At 52.3% G+C, this 17,348-nt stretch carries 17 protein-coding genes; all 17 read left to right on the top strand.

What is annotated here, in order from left to right:
- Positions 1 to 31 precede the first annotated feature (31 nt).
- Positions 32 to 1,150, top strand: coding sequence for a lipid-A-disaccharide synthase (gene lpxB / locus GURA_RS16440; protein WP_011940056.1), 1,119 nt, complete (start codon positions 32 to 34; stop codon positions 1,148 to 1,150).
- Between the two features lie 13 nt (positions 1,151 to 1,163).
- Positions 1,164 to 2,882: a lipid A export permease/ATP-binding protein MsbA gene (msbA, locus tag GURA_RS16435; RefSeq protein WP_011940055.1), complete on the top strand. Its 1,719-nt coding sequence runs from the start codon at positions 1,164 to 1,166 to the stop codon at positions 2,880 to 2,882.
- Entirely contained in the window at positions 2,879 to 3,835 is a 957-nt protein-coding gene (locus tag GURA_RS16430; protein WP_011940054.1) for a lysophospholipid acyltransferase family protein, read from the top strand. The genes msbA and GURA_RS16430 overlap by 4 nt, the downstream gene beginning before the upstream one ends.
- A 72-nt stretch (positions 3,836 to 3,907) precedes the next feature.
- Entirely contained in the window at positions 3,908 to 5,245 is a 1,338-nt protein-coding gene (locus GURA_RS16425) for a 3-deoxy-D-manno-octulosonic acid transferase (protein WP_041245516.1), read from the top strand.
- Between the two features lie 235 nt (positions 5,246 to 5,480).
- Positions 5,481 to 6,563 (top strand): tetraacyldisaccharide 4'-kinase, encoded by a 1,083-nt coding sequence (gene lpxK, locus GURA_RS16420; protein WP_011940052.1) that lies wholly within the window; start codon positions 5,481 to 5,483, stop codon positions 6,561 to 6,563.
- Between the two features lie 9 nt (positions 6,564 to 6,572).
- Complete coding sequence (locus GURA_RS23680) at positions 6,573 to 6,743, top strand: Trm112 family protein (protein WP_011940051.1); 171 nt, start codon at positions 6,573 to 6,575, stop codon at positions 6,741 to 6,743.
- Positions 6,744 to 6,756: 13 nt separating this feature from the next.
- Complete coding sequence (locus tag GURA_RS16415; protein WP_011940050.1) at positions 6,757 to 7,851, top strand: glycosyltransferase family 9 protein; 1,095 nt, start codon at positions 6,757 to 6,759, stop codon at positions 7,849 to 7,851.
- The gene (locus tag GURA_RS16410; RefSeq protein ID WP_011940049.1) at positions 7,835 to 8,620 is read left to right on the top strand and encodes a glycosyltransferase family 2 protein; all 786 of its coding nucleotides are present in this window, start codon (positions 7,835 to 7,837) and stop codon (positions 8,618 to 8,620) included. Before GURA_RS16415 ends, GURA_RS16410 begins: the two co-directional genes overlap by 17 nt.
- Positions 8,621 to 8,633: 13 nt before the next feature.
- On the top strand, positions 8,634 to 9,455 hold the full coding sequence (locus GURA_RS16405) for a glycosyltransferase family 2 protein (protein ID WP_011940048.1): 822 nt from the start codon (positions 8,634 to 8,636) through the stop codon (positions 9,453 to 9,455).
- Positions 9,456 to 9,577: 122 nt separating this feature from the next.
- Entirely contained in the window at positions 9,578 to 10,558 is a 981-nt protein-coding gene (locus tag GURA_RS16400; protein ID WP_011940047.1) for a glycosyltransferase family 9 protein, read from the top strand.
- A gap of 56 nt (positions 10,559 to 10,614) precedes the next feature.
- Positions 10,615 to 11,712 carry a glycosyltransferase family 4 protein gene (locus GURA_RS16395; protein ID WP_011940046.1) on the top strand — a complete coding sequence of 366 codons (1,098 nt, stop codon included), beginning with the start codon at positions 10,615 to 10,617 and terminating at the stop codon, positions 11,710 to 11,712.
- 56 nt (positions 11,713 to 11,768) lie between these two features.
- Positions 11,769 to 12,755: a glycosyltransferase family 2 protein gene (locus GURA_RS16390; RefSeq protein WP_011940045.1), complete on the top strand. Its 987-nt coding sequence runs from the start codon at positions 11,769 to 11,771 to the stop codon at positions 12,753 to 12,755.
- 395 nt (positions 12,756 to 13,150) lie between these two features.
- A complete protein-coding gene (locus GURA_RS24785) occupies positions 13,151 to 13,846 on the top strand; it encodes a glycosyltransferase family 4 protein (protein ID WP_198134485.1) in 696 nt (231 codons plus the stop codon).
- A 62-nt stretch (positions 13,847 to 13,908) separates the two neighbouring features.
- Positions 13,909 to 14,829, top strand: a complete 921-nt coding sequence (locus GURA_RS22995) for a glycosyltransferase family 2 protein (protein ID WP_157046235.1) — start codon at positions 13,909 to 13,911, stop codon at positions 14,827 to 14,829.
- Positions 14,830 to 14,899: 70 nt separating this feature from the next.
- Entirely contained in the window at positions 14,900 to 15,640 is a 741-nt protein-coding gene (locus GURA_RS16375) for a glycosyltransferase family 2 protein (protein WP_011940042.1), read from the top strand.
- Positions 15,641 to 15,655: 15 nt separating this feature from the next.
- Positions 15,656 to 16,120 carry a helix-turn-helix domain-containing protein gene (locus GURA_RS16370; protein ID WP_041245373.1) on the top strand — a complete coding sequence of 155 codons (465 nt, stop codon included), beginning with the start codon at positions 15,656 to 15,658 and terminating at the stop codon, positions 16,118 to 16,120.
- A gap of 16 nt (positions 16,121 to 16,136) precedes the next feature.
- A complete protein-coding gene (locus GURA_RS16365; protein WP_041245374.1) occupies positions 16,137 to 16,826 on the top strand; it encodes an integrase core domain-containing protein in 690 nt (229 codons plus the stop codon).
- Positions 16,827 to 17,348: the final 522 nt, after the last annotated feature.

Below are 17,348 nucleotides of genomic sequence, written 5' to 3'. Positions count from 1 at the left end.
GCATTAATTGGCTGACGGTGGTAAGAAAATAATGATTGTAGCCGGGGAAGCTTCCGGCGATATGTACGGCGCCATGCTCGCCCGAGAGATCCGCAGGCTCGACCGGGATATCGCCTTTATCGGCATGGGTGGAGCCGGAATGCGCGCCGCCGGCGTGGAGACGCTCATCGACGCCAATGACATGGCGGTGGTCGGTCTCGTTGAGGTTGTCGCCAATTTCCGGGTGATTGCCAACGCTTTCACCTCCCTGAAGCGGGTCATAAAGACGACACCGCCGAGCCTTCTCATCCTCATCGACTATCCGGACTTCAATCTGCGGCTGGCGGCCGTTGCCAAGGCTTGCGGCGTCAAGGTCCTCTATTATATCAGCCCGCAGGTCTGGGCCTGGCGTGCCGGCAGGGTAAAAAAGATCGCCCGTATCGTCGACCATATGGCGGTGTTGTTCCCTTTCGAAGTTCCATACTATGAAAAGGAGCGCGTACCCGTCACCTTTGTCGGCCATCCTCTGCTGGACATGGTTCGGCCCACCATGGGGCGTGCGGAAGCCGTGTCGTTCTTCGGCCTCGACCCCCACAAAAAGACAATTGGCCTTTTTCCGGGGAGTCGCCGAAGCGAGATCAAAAGCCTTTTCCCTGTCATCCTGGAGTCGGCAAAACTGCTGCAGAGCCGATTTACGGATGTCCAGTTCATCCTCCCTCTCGCTTCGAGCCTGAAGCACGCGGACATTGCCCCGGAACTGGAAAAATCCGGATTGCAGGTGTTCGTGGTGCAGGACAGGAATTACGACGTCATGCAGGTCTGTGATGCTGTTGTCACCGTTTCCGGGACCGTTACCATGGAGATAGCACTGATCGGGGTGCCGATGGTGATTATCTACCGTGTTTCCCCTTTGACCTATGCCGTGGGCAAGCGCCTGATAAAGGTGGATCACATCGGGATCTGCAACATCGTCGCCGGCGAGCGGGTGGTGAAGGAACTGATCCAGCATGACGCCGAACCGGCGAAGATCGCGGCCGAGATTGGCGCCATTCTTACCGACAGCGAGTATGCCGCAGCTATAACCCGGAAGCTCGGCACGATCGAGCAAAAACTCGGCAGTGGTGGCTGTTCCAGGCGGCTGGCCGAGCTGGCGCTTAAGATGATGGATTAATAGAGAAATTATCATGAACACATTCAAGAGACTGATCAAATACAGTTTGCCTTACTGGCGACGCATCCTGGTGGCTGCCCTGGCATCCATCGCGGTAGGGGCGCTGGACGGCGCTATCGCCTTTCTGGTGGAACCGGTATTGAAAAAGGTTTTTGCCGGCAAGGATATGACGATTTTTGCAGTATTGCCGATCGGCATTGTCCTTTTATTCGTGATCCGCGGCATCTGCCGCTTTGCCAACGATTATTTCATGCGCACTGCGGGACAGCTGGCGGTACAGGATGTGCGAAACGAAATCTACCAGAAGAACATGCATCTGGGCCTCGGTTTTTTCAACAGGCATCCGACTGGCGTGCTCATGTCGCGGGTCTTGAATGATGTGAACATGATGCAGGATGGTGTCGGCGGCATCGTCACCGGTGTTTTCCGCGAAGGGATTTCGGCCGTGTCCCTGCTTGGGGTGATCTTCTACCGCAACTGGCAGCTGGCGCTTATCTCCTTTGTGGTCATCCCACTGACCATCTATCCTGCCCAGAAGATCGGCAAGCGGATAAAGAACATCTCCAAGGAGAGCCAGGGACGGATGGGGGATATTACCAGCATCCTCCAGGAAACATTTTCCGGCATCAAGGTGATCAAGGCGTTCGGCATGGAGAACTGGGAAATCGGAAAGTTCCTCTCCCGCAACCGGGATTACTATGATTTCACCCGCAGATCCATAAAGTATGAGGCGCTTTCTACGCCTGTAATGGAGTTCATCATCTCCTTCGGTATCGCGGCCGTTATCTGGGTCGGCGGCAACAGCGTGATCCAGGGGAAAATGAGCGCTTCGGAGTTTTTCTCATTCATCACTGCAATGGTACTGGTTTTCAATCCGGTCAAGAGAATCACCAGCCTGTATAATATTTTTCAGCGTTCCATCGGTGCCGGTGAGCGGGTCTTCGAGATCATCGACGAGAAGCCGGAGATCGTGGATCTGCCGGATGCCGAGGAGATTGTGCGGGCCAGCGGCGACGTGGAATTCAGGGGGGTCTCCTTCAGGTACAACGATGACTACGTACTGAAGAACATAAATCTCTCTGCCCGAAGGGGCGAAGTGGTAGCCTTTGTCGGCCCGTCCGGCGGCGGCAAAACCACTCTCGTATCGCTCCTTTCCCGCTTTTACGACCCGACAGAAGGAGCGGTCCTTGTCGACGGCAGGGACATCCGCACCCTGACCCTCAGGAGTCTGCTCCGGCAGATTGCCCTGGTTGACCAGGAGACGATCCTCTTCAATGACACACTTGCCAACAATATACGCTACGGCAAGACCGATGCCACCGATGCCGAGGTGATGGCTGCGGCGCAGGCCGCCTTTGCCCACGACTTTATCGCAGAGCTGCCGGAAGGATATGAAACCAACATAGGTGACCGTGGCGTCAGGCTGTCCGGCGGCCAGCGCCAGCGGATCTGCATTGCCCGGGCGATCCTGAAGGATGCGCCGATTCTCATCCTCGATGAAGCCACGAGCGCACTCGATACCGAGAGTGAGCAGATGGTGCAGAATGCCCTGAATAACCTGATGGCTAACCGTACCACGTTTGTCATAGCCCACCGCCTTTCCACCGTTCTCCATGCCGACAGGATCGTCGTGCTCGACAAGGGAGAGGTCGTGGAAGTCGGTAACCACGAAAGCCTGCTGGCCCATGGCGGCCTCTACTGCAAGCTTTACGACATGCAGTTTCAGGAATGAGCAAACCCGATAAGGTAAAAGTGAAGAGTGACGTTGCCATGATGAAAAAGCTGCGTTGGTTACTGGAAGTGGCGCTGTTTCTCATCGTTTCTTTCTCGATCGCGCTGATTCCCAAAAGAATCGCCCTGGGTGCGGGGAAAAGGCTTGGGCGATTCCTCTTTCGTATCCTGAAGAGGAGACGGTCTATTGCCATTGCCAACATTACCGCTGCACTGCCGTTTATGACGCGCCAGGAAGGCTGGATTCCGACCAGCGACACTCCGGAGGAGATTGCGAGGAAAACCTTTGAAAACCTGGGCATGTCCCTTGTGGAGATATTCAAGGTCTACCACGGTTTTGGTCGAAGCATAGTCGAATCGGTAGAATTCCGCGGTATTGAGCACTTTGAAAAAGCTAAGGCCAGGCAGAGAGGTATTGCTTTTATCGGTGGTCATTGCGGCAACTGGGAATTAATGGCGCTTGCCTCAGGAGCTCGTTTCCGTAATGTCTCAGTGGTTGCCAGGCGGCAAAATAACATCTATCTGCACAATGTGATGGAAAAGATCCGTATAAAGTTCGGTAATCGGGTCATCTACAAGAGTGGCGCCCTCAAGGCGATGATCAGTGAATTTCGCCAAAACCGCATTGTTGGTGTGCTGATCGACCAGGCGGTCTCGCCGGATGATGGATACCGGGTCGGATTTCTCGGGCGGGATGTCTGGACCATAAGGATGCCCTCGCTTATCGCCCGGAAGACCGGCGTGGCACTCCTTCCGGTATTTATCCACCGTGAGGGTACTGGTCACGTCATAACCATATTTCCTGAAATTCTCCCCAACCTGGAAAAGGATGGGGACGAAGGTGGGCGTGAGGACGTGGCACGCTTGACCGCAGCCATCGAACAATATATCGTGCGTCATCCGACCGAATGGTACTGGATACACAGACGGTGGAAAAACAGCCCCCAGCCTTGACTTGCAATGTCAGCGCTCAGTCCCGGAAAAGGGCCAGCGGTAAAACTAGTGGCCGAAACCCGAGATATATCGATGATAAATTTATTCTATAATCTACTGGCACTGATTTCCATCATCTTTGTCGTTCCTTACCACCTTTACCGTTCCATAACCCGGGGACGGCCGACTGCTTTTGCCCAACGTTTCGGTTTCATTGCTGCATCCGATCTGGCAAAACTCGCGGGAAGCGATGTGATCTGGGTGCATGCGGTATCCGTCGGCGAGACCGTCGCCGCCATCCCCCTCATCAAGGCGTTGCGCAAGCGCTATCCCCACAGCAAGCTGGTGATTTCCAATGTCACCGAAACCGGCCGGCAGGTTGCCGGCAAAATCGCCGGGATCGACCTCTGCCTCTACTTCCCCTTCGACTACCCCTTCGCCGTCAACAGGGTGTTGCGCAAGGTGAGACCGTCCTTGATCCTCGTCATGGAAACAGAGCTATGGCCCAATTTTATCCGGGCTGCCAGGCGGTTAGCGATTCCGATGCTGCTGGTGAACGGCCGCATTTCCGATAAATCCTTCCACCGCTATCTGCGCTTGCGCTGGTTCTTCCAGCCGATCTTGCGCAATCTTGCTGCCCTCTGCATGCAGAGTGCCGAGGACGCCCGACGGATAACCGCGATCGGCGCGCCTGCCGAGAGTGTGCATATTACCCGCAACTTGAAATATGACATTGCCGTCCCGGCGCAAACAGGGCAGGATAGGGCGGAACTGAGAAATCGTTACCGGATTCCTGCCGACATCCTCCTCTTTACCGCAGGCAGCACCCACAACGGTGAAGAAGAGATGGTAATCAAGGCGTACACGGCTGTTCTCGCCGGGGGGCGAAACGCGATCATGGTCCTGGCCCCCCGTCATCCCGAGAGGGCAGCTCAGGTCGCCGAGCTGCTCGGCCGAGCCGGTTTTCCCTACACCCGGCGTTCCGCCCTCGATGCGCGACAGGAGCCGTTTTCTTCCGGTGAAGTCCTTTTGCTCGACACCGTCGGAGAGTTATTGAATGTCTATGCCGTTTCCGACCTGGTCTTTGTCGGCGGCAGCCTCGTGCCGAACGGCGGCCACAACGTCCTGGAGCCCGCTTCACTGCGCGTGCCGGTCCTGTTCGGTCCGCACATGAACAACTTCAAGGAGATTGCCGCACTGCTCATCGAGTTCGGAGCAGGTGTCCGGGTTGCCGATGGCGGGGAGCTTACGGCAATGCTCGGTTCCCTGCTCGATGACGAGGCAAAGCGCCAGGAAATGGGAAACAACGGGGCTCGGCTCCTGGCAGAGAACAGCGGCTCGACAGAGCGGCACATGGCGGTTATCGAGCAATTCCTGGGATCAGGGATCATGGGTCAGGGATCAAGCGCCGCACAGTTAAATCAGAAATAATTGCGGCAACATAACCAAAGAAAGGAATGTATGAAGAGTGCAATGCAAGACCGACAAAAACTTGTCTTAACGCAGAGACGCAAAGGCGCAGAGATTTTTTTGAAGTGCCTTTCTTTGCGTCTCTGCGTCTCTGCGTTACATTCAGCATTTGTTTGGGTTATAGTTCCGAATAATTATAGGGATTATTTAAGTTTTTGTCGTTCCCCGTTCCCCGATCCCAGTTCACAGGTTTCCCATGGCTGATCTGGAGACATATTTCAAGGAGCTTGTGGACGGCAGGCGAAAAGCTGTAGCGGATCGGCTCCTGCTGGCTTTTTTGACTCCCTTTTCCCTGGTTTACGCGCTGCTCATGCGCCTGCGCCGGGCAACCTATGCATCGGGGCTTTTTCCCGTCCGTCGCCTGGGGAAGCCGGTTATTTCGGTGGGGAATATCGTTGCCGGCGGGACCGGCAAGACGCCGACGGTGGCAACGCTGGCGCGCCTTCTCATGGCGCGGGGGAAAAGGGTGGCGGTTCTCTCACGTGGCTATGGCGGGTCGCTTGCCGGTGAGATACGCATCGTTTCGGACGGGAAGACCCTTCAGGCAACAGCCGAAGAAGCGGGTGACGAACCGTATTTGCTGGCTGCGTCCATTCCCCGTCTCATGGTGGTCGTCGGCGCCGACCGTTACCGTGCCGGGAGGCTGGCGGAAGATCGCCTCAACCCCGACATATTCATCCTCGATGACGGTTTTCAGCACCTTCGCCTGCACCGCGACCTGAACATACTGCTCCTCGACAGCAGATCGCCTTTCGGCAACGGCCGGACCTTCCCCGCCGGCCTGTTGCGGGAACCGAAGTCAGCGTTGCAACGGGCAGACATCGTCATCTTTACCCGCTGTGTTGAGGGTGATCCCCCGAAGGCGGGAGTCGCGATCGACAAGCCCATCTGTCGCGCCTCCCATGTCTTGACCGGGGTTGTTCCTTTGCCGGGCGGTCAAGCGCAACCCTTTGCACATCTTGCGGGCAAGAAGGGCTTGGCCTTTGCCGGCATTGCCGACCCAGCGGCTTTTTTTGACGCGATGGAGAAAGAAGGGCTGTCCATTATCGCCACCCTTGCCTTTGCCGACCATGCCGGGTATGGCGAGGACGAGATTGCTGCTATTTGCCGCCTCAAAGAGGCTTCCCGCGCTTCATATATCGTTACCACGGAAAAAGATGCGGTAAAACTCGCGTCCTACCTGGACAGGCTGGGTCCTATTTATGCCGCGGTGCTTGAGGTGAGGTTTCTCGATGAGGGTGTGGTTGTGGCGCAGCTCGAAAAACTGCTTTATAAGTAAGGGGGAACTATGGCATTATCACAGGAATTACTTGATATTCTTGCCTGTCCCAAATGCAAAGGCGAACTGAGACTTCTGGCAGACGATGCGGGGCTTTTGTGCGAAACCTGCCGGTTAAGATTTCCGATCAGGGACGGGATACCGGTAATGCTGGTGGATGAGGCGGAACAGATCGGTTGATGGTGGATTGTTGATGGTCGTTGGTAAAAAGCAAAACAGAATCCTGGTACTCCGCTACCGTTTCATCGGCGATACCATTCTGACGGTGCCGTTTCTCAGAAACCTGCGGCGGGCCGAGCCCGATGCCCACATTGCCTGGGTTGTGGCTCCCGGTTCCGCTGAGGTGGTCAAGGGTATTCCCTATGTTGATGAGCTGATCTATTGGGATCCGGTCACCATCCATGCCGACAGCCAGGGGAAACACCGGACGTTCTCCGATAAACTCGCTTTTATCAGGGCGTTGCGGGCCAGGCACTTTTCAAAAGTTTATGTTTTGAAGCGCTCCTTTTCCAGCGCCATCATGGCCTTACTCAGCGGTGCGCGGGAAAGGATCGGCTTTAATACCGAGGGGAGGGGTTTCCTCCTGACTAAACGGGTACCGTACTGCTCTGACCGCCATGAGGTGGAGAACTTTCTCGATGTTCTGAAGTCGGATGGTGTGGCAGTGGAGGATGATTTTCTGGAGTTTTGGAGCACCCCCGAGGAAGAGGCGGCTGCCGTACAACTGCTGTCCGGTGCGGGTGCGAACGCGGGAAACGGGCTGGTGGCGCTACATCCATTTGCGTCAATAGCACAGCGTGGCTGGCACCTGGAAAACTTTGCAACACTCGCCGCGCGCTTTCAAGAACAAGGTTTAACTCCGCTGGTACTGGGCGCTCCCTGTGACAGGAAAACCTTTGACGATGCACGGCGCCTGTTCGGTGCCGGAACTGTTGATCTTGTGGGGAAGTGTTCTCTCAGGGTCACCATGGCTTTGTTGAAAGATTGTTCGCTTTTCGTCGGCAATGATAGCGGCATCATGCACCTGGCTGCCGCGGCAGGCATTCCATTGGTGGCACTGTTTGGTCCCCAGTCGCCGGTAAAATTCGGTCCATGGAGCGGCAAAGCCGTTGTCGCCTATAAAAAATTCGCCTGCTCCCCGTGCCGGCAGAAATTTTTTACCGAGTGCGAGCCGTCTCCGCGCATGAGACCCGCTTGCGTCGAGGCGATTACGGTGGACGAGGTTTTCAGTGAAGGTATGCGACTGTTGAATTTGAGCAAAGAAGGTAAGTATGGTAACGAGCAATAAACCCAAAATAACCGTTACGGTCAGAACTTTCAACGAGGAGAATAACATTCGCGACTGCCTCGAGAGTGTCGCGTGGGCCGATGAAATCATCGTTGTCGATGCGCAGAGCACAGACGATACCGTTGCCATCGCCCGGGAGTACACCGACAAGGTAATCGTCCGGCCGTGGGCAGGCCACATAGCCACCAGCCAGTTTGTCACCGACCAGGCCGCCAACCTGTGGGTATTCAGCATCGACGCTGACGAGCGTGTTTCTCCTCCCCTGCGTGACGAGATCCTGGCCCTCGATCTGGATTCGACTACCCACGATGCCTTCGACATGCCCCGTTTCCATTATTTTATGCGGCGCTGGATTAAACACTCCGGCTGGTATCCCGACCGCAACATCCGCCTGTTCCGCAAGGATCGCTGTCACTGGGGAGGGTATGCGCCACATGACAAGATCCAGGTGCCGGGGTCGCTGGGGACGCTGAAGGGGGACCTTTTCCATTATATCTATCGTGATCTGGCGCATTTCGCTGCCACCAAGAATTCCTATTCAACCCTGACGTCAATTGACCACAATCGAAACGGCAGAAAGGCGACCCTCCTTCATGTTACGCTCCGGCCGCTTCACGCCTTCATGTCGCGCTACTTTATCCGTCTAGGCTTTCTTGACGGCCTGGCCGGCTTTACCATCTGTGTCATGGAAGCCCACTGTGTCTTCATGAAATACATGAAATTGTACGAGATCCAGCACCGTCTGATGCGTTTCCCGGATAAATCATGATGGGAGGCGTTCAATGAAAGTATCAGTCATCGTACCTACCTTTAACCGGCCGCAAGCCCTCCGCCTCTGCCTTATGAGTCTGGCGGGGCAGAGCCGGCTGCCTGACGAAGTCCTCATTGCCGACGATGGGAGTGGCGAAGAAACGCGTCGGACTATCGAAGCTTTTGGCCATTCCCCGGACTGTCATTTCACGCTCAAGCATATCTGGCAGGAGAACGTCGGCTTTCGCAAACCGAAAATCATTAACGAAACGGTGAGAAATGCAACCGGCGATTACCTGGTCTTTATCGATGGCGATTGCATGGCCCATCCGGATTTTGTCAGATCACACCTCCTTTCCGCAGAACCCAAAGTAATGCTGGGTGGAAAAAGGGTGGAAGTCGGCCAGCTTCTTTCTGAGTATGCACTCCGTGAACAACAGCTTGTAAGCAGACTTTCAATCAGGTTGTTGCTGGATTCCTTTGCCCACAACAGCAGAAAGGTCGAAGAGGCGGTTCGGATTAAGAATCCTCTGCTGCGCAAGCTGTTGCGTAAGGATCAGATCAGCGACGATGGTATCTGGGGGTGTAACTTCAGTGTCCGTAAAGATCAATTTTATGCAATTAACGGCTGTGATGAGGATTTTCGTGACGGTTCCGTGGAGGATAACGATCTCGGCATCAGGGTCCTGAATTCCGGGGGGAAGCTGAAGTCGGTCAGGTTTCTGGCGATTGTTTTTCACCTCTGGCATAAGGCTTCATGGAGCACCGGCAATGAAATCTATCAGCATAACATGCAGATCCTGGAGAAACGGAAAGCTTTTCGACAGCCATGCTGTGTCAATGGTATCCAATAGATTTATCTGCTGCTGATGGGTGTAGCTCTTCTGTGGGACTATCTCGTTTCAGCTGCAATTTCGAACCGGTAGAGACTTCTTCTGATTGGTTTTTCGTTAAAAACGGTTTACGGAGGAGCAGGGTGTCTAAAGAGCGTATAGCGATCATACTGCCAAATCGTATCGGTGATGCCCTGTTGTCTCTGCCGGCCATTTTGTGCCTGAAGCAGCTTATTAACGCACATGCTCCGGACCATTATGCGGTCACGCTCTATACCCATGTCCCGGTGGTCGATATTGTTACGGCGGCAAACCTTTTTGACATCAAGTCGGTTAACCTTTCCGCCAAAATTAATTCATGGCTGCACCCTGCGGATAAAGCGTTTTTTTTGACCACCACCAGTAAGCATTTCGGTTTTCACGCCAAGAAAACCTATGGGTTGATGCTTCAGAACAAGAAGTTCATCCGCTATTCTGTAGATATGTCTTGCCTGAATTTTTCGCCGGAAAGTTCCGGATTGCCGGCAGATCTTGTCACATTCCTTCAGGAGAGGCATGGTTTGCCGTTCTATGCTGTCCGGCTGTTCGGCATCTGTCTGGAGCTGGGCTTCACGGTCGATCAGATCTGCTCATCGTTTAATTATTCCGGCAAAAGCCTGTTGCTGGCCGATGAATTTTTTGATTGGCGTCCACCTGTCGATGCCTCCTATCTCGTTGTCTGCATGGAAGCTGCGTACGGCGGGGTCAGGCATAATTCAGACAGGCGCTGGCAGGAAGGGTGTTATTTTGACATAGCTGAAAGGGTGTATCGCCAGCACGGCTGCAGATCGATATTCATTGGCATTAATACTCAGCCCTCCCTCCCGGTAAGAGATTATTTCATTGACCTGCGAGGGAAATTGAATCTGAAGCAGCTTGCCCAGACCCTTCATGCATCCCGCGGCTATGTGGGCAACGATACCGGGCCCTTGCATGTTGCGAATCTGGTGAGAAAGCCTTCGCTTGGCATCTATTTCAGGGACGACTATCATGCCCCCCTGTTTGGCGACTATAATACGGTCGTCATGCGCCCACAAAGTCCGCAAGAGGTATATCCCTTGATAGATAGACTTTTGGGGAGTTGATTGACGTCATCTCCTGAAATAGGAACCGGACCAATGATTTTATACTGAATAATCCTATGAAGATATTGCTTGTCAACAATGATAAGGGATGGGGTGGTGGCCAGGAGCAGCTTAAGTCTCTGTCGATCCAACTGGCCGCACGTGGGTTTTCCCCTCACTTCCTCTGCAGCGCGAACTCGCCTTCCGCTCATAACTTTTCATCCATGGGATTTCCGGTTTGGGATTTGTGGGCGCGCAGCAAGTTTATCCTGGAGCCGATCCTTGACACTGCCGCACTGTTACGGCGGGAGAGGTTCGACATTGTCATGGTGACCAGGGAGCATGACCTGCTCCGTACCGTGCTTGCCTGGAAGCTGGCTTTTCCGTTCGGGAGTCGGGGCAAGCTGATAATGTGTTACCATACCGCGACTGCACGGAAGCAGTTCTTTCTCGGCGCTGCGGACGCGGTGGTCTGCGTTTCCTCGTTCATCCGCGACAGGCTCCTTGCGGGCAACCCCCGCATTGCTTCACCGATCACCATACTGCCGAACGGCATACCCGTGTCGGGAGAACCTTCGGCTGAAAAATTCGCCGTCGGGCGGCAGCGCCGGTTTTTCCATGGAACAGGTTTTCCCCTGATCGGCATGGTGGGGGCGTTCTTCAAGAACCAGCGAGAGCTGATCGAGATCATACCGCTCTTGAGACGGGAGTTTCCGTCTATAAAGGTGGCTTTGGTTGGGGATGACGCTGATCCCGGCCTGACCGGGCCCATCAAGGAGAAGGCAAAGCAGCTCGGGGTGGCGGACAGCGTTATCTTCACTGGTAAAGTCCCCCATGAACGGTTGGCTGATGTCTATTTCGACCTTGACCTTTCGGCCAGCACCTTCCGCAACGAGGGGTTCGGGCTGGTCCACTTGGAAAGCATGGCAGCTGGAACGCCTGTAGTCGCCTATAATGAGGGGGGGCAGGTTGATATTTTTAAAGGCAATGACGCTGGAGTGCTTGTCGAGGGGGGAGTGGTAGAGTTTGCTGCTGCAGTGGCTGGCCTGCTGCGTGACAATGAGAGGCGCTTTGCCATGGGGCATGAGGGATTTAATCTGGTGCGTTCCTCTTTTTCTTTGGCAACGATGGGGCGCGGCTATCTGGATTTTTTTGCTGAAGTTATGAGCTCCTGAACAGTAAATGGTGGTGGCATGCAAATTCAGGAAATGTTCTGAGGAGTGAAATATTAATGGCTTATACGCGAGGCGTCAGCATCGTCATTCCCACATATAACGGCATACGCCTCCTTGAAGAAAACCTTCCCCCTTTATTTGCCGCTCTGGACGAATGGAGTGGCTCTCATGAAGTAATCGTTGTCGATGACTGCAGCATTGACGAGACTGTCGGCATGTTAAGAGAGCTATTTCCGCGTGTAAAGCTGCTGCAAAATGTACGGAATGAGGGGTTCTCGCGCACCTGCAACAAAGGGATGCGAGAGGCGAGCTATCCTGTGACAATTTGTCTTAACAATGACGTGCGGGTTACTTCTGGTTTTGTAGCGCCGCTTTTGGCGCACTTCGACGATCCGTCGATCTTTGCCGTTACCCCCAACATCCTGGCGGAGCGAGAGGGGCGGAATCAAGGTATTGTCTATGGCCTGTACGGGAAAGGGTTTATCAAGGGCGGCTTTGCCGCTTTGGATGAACGGTGCGGAGTGCGGGAAAACCTGTACGCCATCGGTGCCTGTGTCGCCTACGACATGATCAAGTTCCGGGCGCTCGGAGGGTATGCGGAAATCTACACACCCTATCTGTTTGAAGACGTTGATATTTCTTATCGTGCCTGGAAACGCGGTTGGCGAAGCATCTACGAACCGGGGGCGACGGTTTATCATTATTCAAGCGCCACTATCGGCAAGACGAAAAAAAGGCAGAAACGCACGATATATTTTCGTAACCGTTTCCTTTTTCATTGGATCAATCTGACCGATCCCTCCTTTATTTTCTTGAATGCTGTGCATACGTTCCTGCGGCTGGCGTTCTGTTTCCTCTGGTTTGATTTTACCTACTATGCCGCTTTGAGGAGTGCCATGGCTCGGGTCAGAGATGTTGCAAGGATGCGCAGGAGCGTGCTTGATAATTTACTGTTGAGTGATCAGGCTATTTTGCGCAGAACGGAAAAGGTTGTTCCTGTGGAGGGGGCGAGAGGAGAGTTTTCAAAAGGGATAACATCATGAGGATAACTTTTCTCCTCCCACGCTCAGGAAATAGGCCCATTGGGGGCTTCAAGGTCGTGTACGAGTACGCAAACGGTCTTGTGCGGCGAGGGAACGATGTGACGGTGGTCCATGCTCCTCCAACCCTCTTCGGCAATTTGTCACTTGCTTGTCAGATCAAAATGATGGCGAAGTTTACTAGCAGGGCTATGGGATTTGAGGGCGGTTTCCATCCGAAGCGTTGGTTCTCTGTAGACCCCCGTGTACGAATGATTTGGGTGCCCAGCCTCCATTCTCGCTGGATTCCCGAAGGAGATGCAGTTGTGGCAACCGCATGGCAAACTGCGGAATGGGCCCGGTCTTATCCTGTTCAAAAGGGCGATAGGTTTTATTTAATTCATGATTATGAATACTACATGGTTGCTGACCCAGCTGTAAAGCGACGCATGGAGGAGACTTATCTGGCAGGAATGCGCAACATTGTTACCTCGCCTGCTGGTGATGAAATGCTGAAAGGCTGTAGCGCCGGTTTTGACGCCTATATTCCAAACGGGATAGACTTCAGTATCTACAAGCTGGCGCGGGGTGTCGATAGTGCCGAGCGGCTACTGATCGGATTTCCCACTCGGCCGGAGCACTTCAAGGGGACCGAAGATGCTCTCAGAGCTTTGGAAATCGTTCGTTCCAACATCGGCTCTGACCTTGAGGTGTGGTCGTTTGGCGGGAAATGTCCCGATTACATGCCTGATTGGGTCGCGTACCATGAGCGTCCTTCCGACACGGAGCTATGCGACCTTTACAACCGATCACGGATCTTTATCGTGCCTTCACACTATGAGGGATGGGGATTGCCTGGTGCTGAAGCCATGGCATGCGGCTCGGCGCTGTTATCAACCGATAATGTGGGGGTTCGGGCATATGCCGAACATGGGAAAACGGCATTGCTGTCTCAACCCATGGATCCGACCAGCCTTGCAGATAACGTCCTGCGTCTGCTGCGGGATGAGGCATTGCGGCTGCAACTGGCCTGGGAAGGGCATCGCCACATCCAGCAGTTTACTTGGGAGCGGGCGGTAACTGCACTGGATAGTTTTCTCCGGGGATGCCGATAGTTCTTCACTTTGCTTATTTGTCCTATTGAACAGGGAAAGCTTTTTAATGATGGAGTCTAACTTTGCCAGATACTGAAAAAAGCTTTATTTCACTTGACGATGGTTTTTCTACCACAAGATTGCTTATTGAAGAAAAAGGTGATGTTGATTGCAGAACAAGCGCAGAGTCTGTATCTTTGACGACGGGCGGCTTGCGGTGCAGGGGCTATTTAAAAAAATCATGGCCTGGCAAACCGCTTATTAGCGTGATCATTCCGGTTTTGAACCGGGTTGGTTCTCTTGAGGAAACTGTCAGAAGCGTTTTGCATCAGCAGTACGACAACGTGGAAATTGTTGTTATTGATGGCGGTTCAATCGACGGGACAGTGGAAATTATTAAAAAATACGAGGATTACATTGATTATTGGTGCAGTAACCCTGACAATGGAATCTATGATGCCATGAACAAAGGGGCTCGAGCGGCCAGTGGTGACTGGCTCTATTTCCTGGGCAGCGACGACATCCTCTTGAATGTATTGCACAAGGTTGCAGCCTACTTGCAAAAGGAAAACGAAGTGTATTACGGTGATGTCTACCTTCCTAAATGGCACAAGATTTACGATGGTCCGTTTACGCCCTACAAGCTGATGAAGATCAACATTCCCCACCAGGCTACCTTTTATCCCCAGGCGTTGTTCCGAAAGCACTCATACGATCTGAAATACAAGTCTGCCGGTGATTATTTTTTCAATCTTGTCTGTTATAACGATCAGGACTTTACCTACGTATATCTCCCTATCTTGGTTGCCATCTTTGATGATGCCGGGGGAGTAAGCGCAACTGCCGGTGATCCCGATTTCGAAAGAGATCGATGCCATATCCTGAAGGAGTATTTTGGCAGATTCATATACTACCAGTATGTGTTGAGAAAAGCCTTGAAGTACATTGAACGCAACTTAATTAGAAAGGTTGTCCACCGTATGAAGAGAAAGGGTGGGCGATGAATATCGACATTAACCTGATTGGCTTTATTCCTGGAAAGATTAATCAACACACTTGCTTTTAGGCTAAACAATGAAGCTACCTATTGTCAGTATACTTATCCCAGTGTACAACAGGGAAAAATTTATAGGGCCATGTATTCAGTCAGCCCTCGATCAGACTTATACTGATCTTGAGATCGTTGTTGTGGACAATGCTAGCTCTGATCAGACCTTGGCGATATGCCGAGAGCATGCTGCCAAAGACTCCCGTGTGCGTGTATTTTGCAACAGCATTAATATTGGACCTGTCGAGAACTGGCGGAGGTGCATAGCGGAAGCCAAGGGCGAGTATGGAAAGCTGCTATTTTCAGACGACTTGATGGAACCAGATTTTCTGGAAAAAACCTTGCCGTTCATGCAAAACGACGAGATTGGTTTTGTTTTTTCTTCTGTGCTCATAGGTAATGAACCTGGGAGCGGTAAGATTTATTATAATTTTAGGCCGGAGACCGGTATTTTCCCTAGCAAACATTATATTGACGAAGCGTATTTCGGTTTTGATGTTCCTTTTTCCCCAGGGGGCGCAATTTTTCGCCTGACTGATCTGCGGAGCAACCTTGTCTCGAAAATTACATCGCCGACAATAAAAAATTTTGCCGACCATGGTGCTGGCCCCGACTTGCTCATCTATCTGTTAACTGACAAGTGTCAGGACATCGGTTACCCGGATGTGTCAAGACATCGGTTACCCTTAACGCCCTTTTTTGTGTCAAGACATCGGTTACCTTCATTAGAAATATCAGCTACAATGTTCTCTGTGATTTCAACTTGAGGGGAGAACATCCGCATGGAAGAAGAACTCAGGAAACAAGCAGTCCAGCGCCATCTTGCAGGCGAATCACCCAAGGCAGTCTATACAAGCCTTGATCGCTCCAAGAAGTGGTTTTTTAAGTGGTTGAACCGGTATCAATCTGGCGCGACTGACTGGTACAAGGAACACTCAAGAGCGCCACTTAAAAGACCGTCTGAACTCAGCATCGTAGATAAGGAGATTATTGTCTCCACCAGAAACCGCCTGGACTCGTCACCATTTGCACAGATTGGCGTTTCCGCTATCAAGTGGGAGCTGCATAAGCTGGGGTTACCGTTTCGCTCTGACAGCACCATTAACCGGACCCTGAAGCGGGAAGGACTCGTTAAAAAAAACGAGATATTCCCCCAAAGGGGTCGAGTACCCGTACTTTACCGAAGCCCTGTGCTGCAACAACATCCATCAGATGGATCTTGTTGGCCCCCGCTACATCAAGAGTGACGGCAGATTTTACTCGATGAATGTGATTGATCTGTACAGCCATCGGGTCTTCATCGAATCAAATCGCACCAAGGAGGATGACAACATTGCACAGGGTTTGCTGCGCTGCTGGAAGTCAATGGGGCTTCCCGACTTCCTGCAAATGGACAATGAACTCAGTTTCCGTGGCAGTAACCGCTATCCGAGGTCACTTGGTCTGGTGCTGCGACTATGTCTCTACTTCGGCGTTCATCCTGTTTTTATCCCTGTTGCGGAACCGTGGCGCGATGGCGTAATAGAGAGCTTCAACGATACCTATGACAAAAAGTTTTTTCGCCGCCAGTGGTTCACAAGCTATTCCATGCTCAAGCGGCAAAGCAAGAATTTCCAGCAGTTTCACAACAAGAATCACCGTTACAGCTATCTCAAGGGGAAAACGCCACTGGAGGTTATTGAAGCTGACAAATTCAAGCCCTTGACGCTGGGGCCAAATACCAGGATGCCAAAACTTGATTTTCTCCCGGACGGCACCATTTCGCTCATTAGATTTATCAGGAGCGATAGAACACTTAACATCTTTGGCGAAAAATTTGAGGTTTCAAAAGACCTCGTCTATTCATATGTGCGAGCCATGATCGTAACGGAAATTCACACGCTGCAAGTGTACCTGGGTGAAGACTTTGTTCAAAGCTTTGAGTACAGAATGCCTACAGAGTTCAGCTCATGAAATAGTATGCATAATCAGGGGGTCGGGTAACCGATGTCCTGACACTTTTTAGAGTTAGGCTTGGGTAACCGATGTCCTGACATTTGACAGTTAACAGCCAAGCATTACACAAATATTGCTTATATCGTCGAGCCGCTTTCGTTTTTCAGGCATCATGCGGGATCGATCAGTATCAGTGAAGCAAGCGTGGACATCCAGCGTTATTATCGCCAAGCCAAAATATGGTTTGCCCAGAATTACCTTGATCAAAGGATTTTTAGTCGGCTTTGCGCCCATGAGTGGAAACGGGAGTGCAGACAAAGAAAAAAATGGCGTTTGCCACTTTCTTTTTTATTCGATTATGCTGCCAACTCTGCATCTATTAGTTTTTTTGATGTAATCAAGGTGTTGATTTTCAAAAGTCGAAAGCCTGCCGTCAGGAAAATCAACTAAGCTAAAAAATGTCTGGGTCAATTACATATTTAATCGATGAATGATAGAATCCTTCGTTCAACATCCTGATTTAAGTTGGTGTTATAATTA

The sequence above is a fragment of the Geotalea uraniireducens Rf4 genome (genome assembly GCF_000016745.1).
In the GTDB taxonomy this organism is placed as follows: Bacteria; Desulfobacterota; Desulfuromonadia; order Geobacterales; family Geobacteraceae; genus Geotalea; species Geotalea uraniireducens.
Note: the sequence above shows the minus strand (reverse complement) of the source record. Positions and strands in the feature narration are given on the sequence as shown.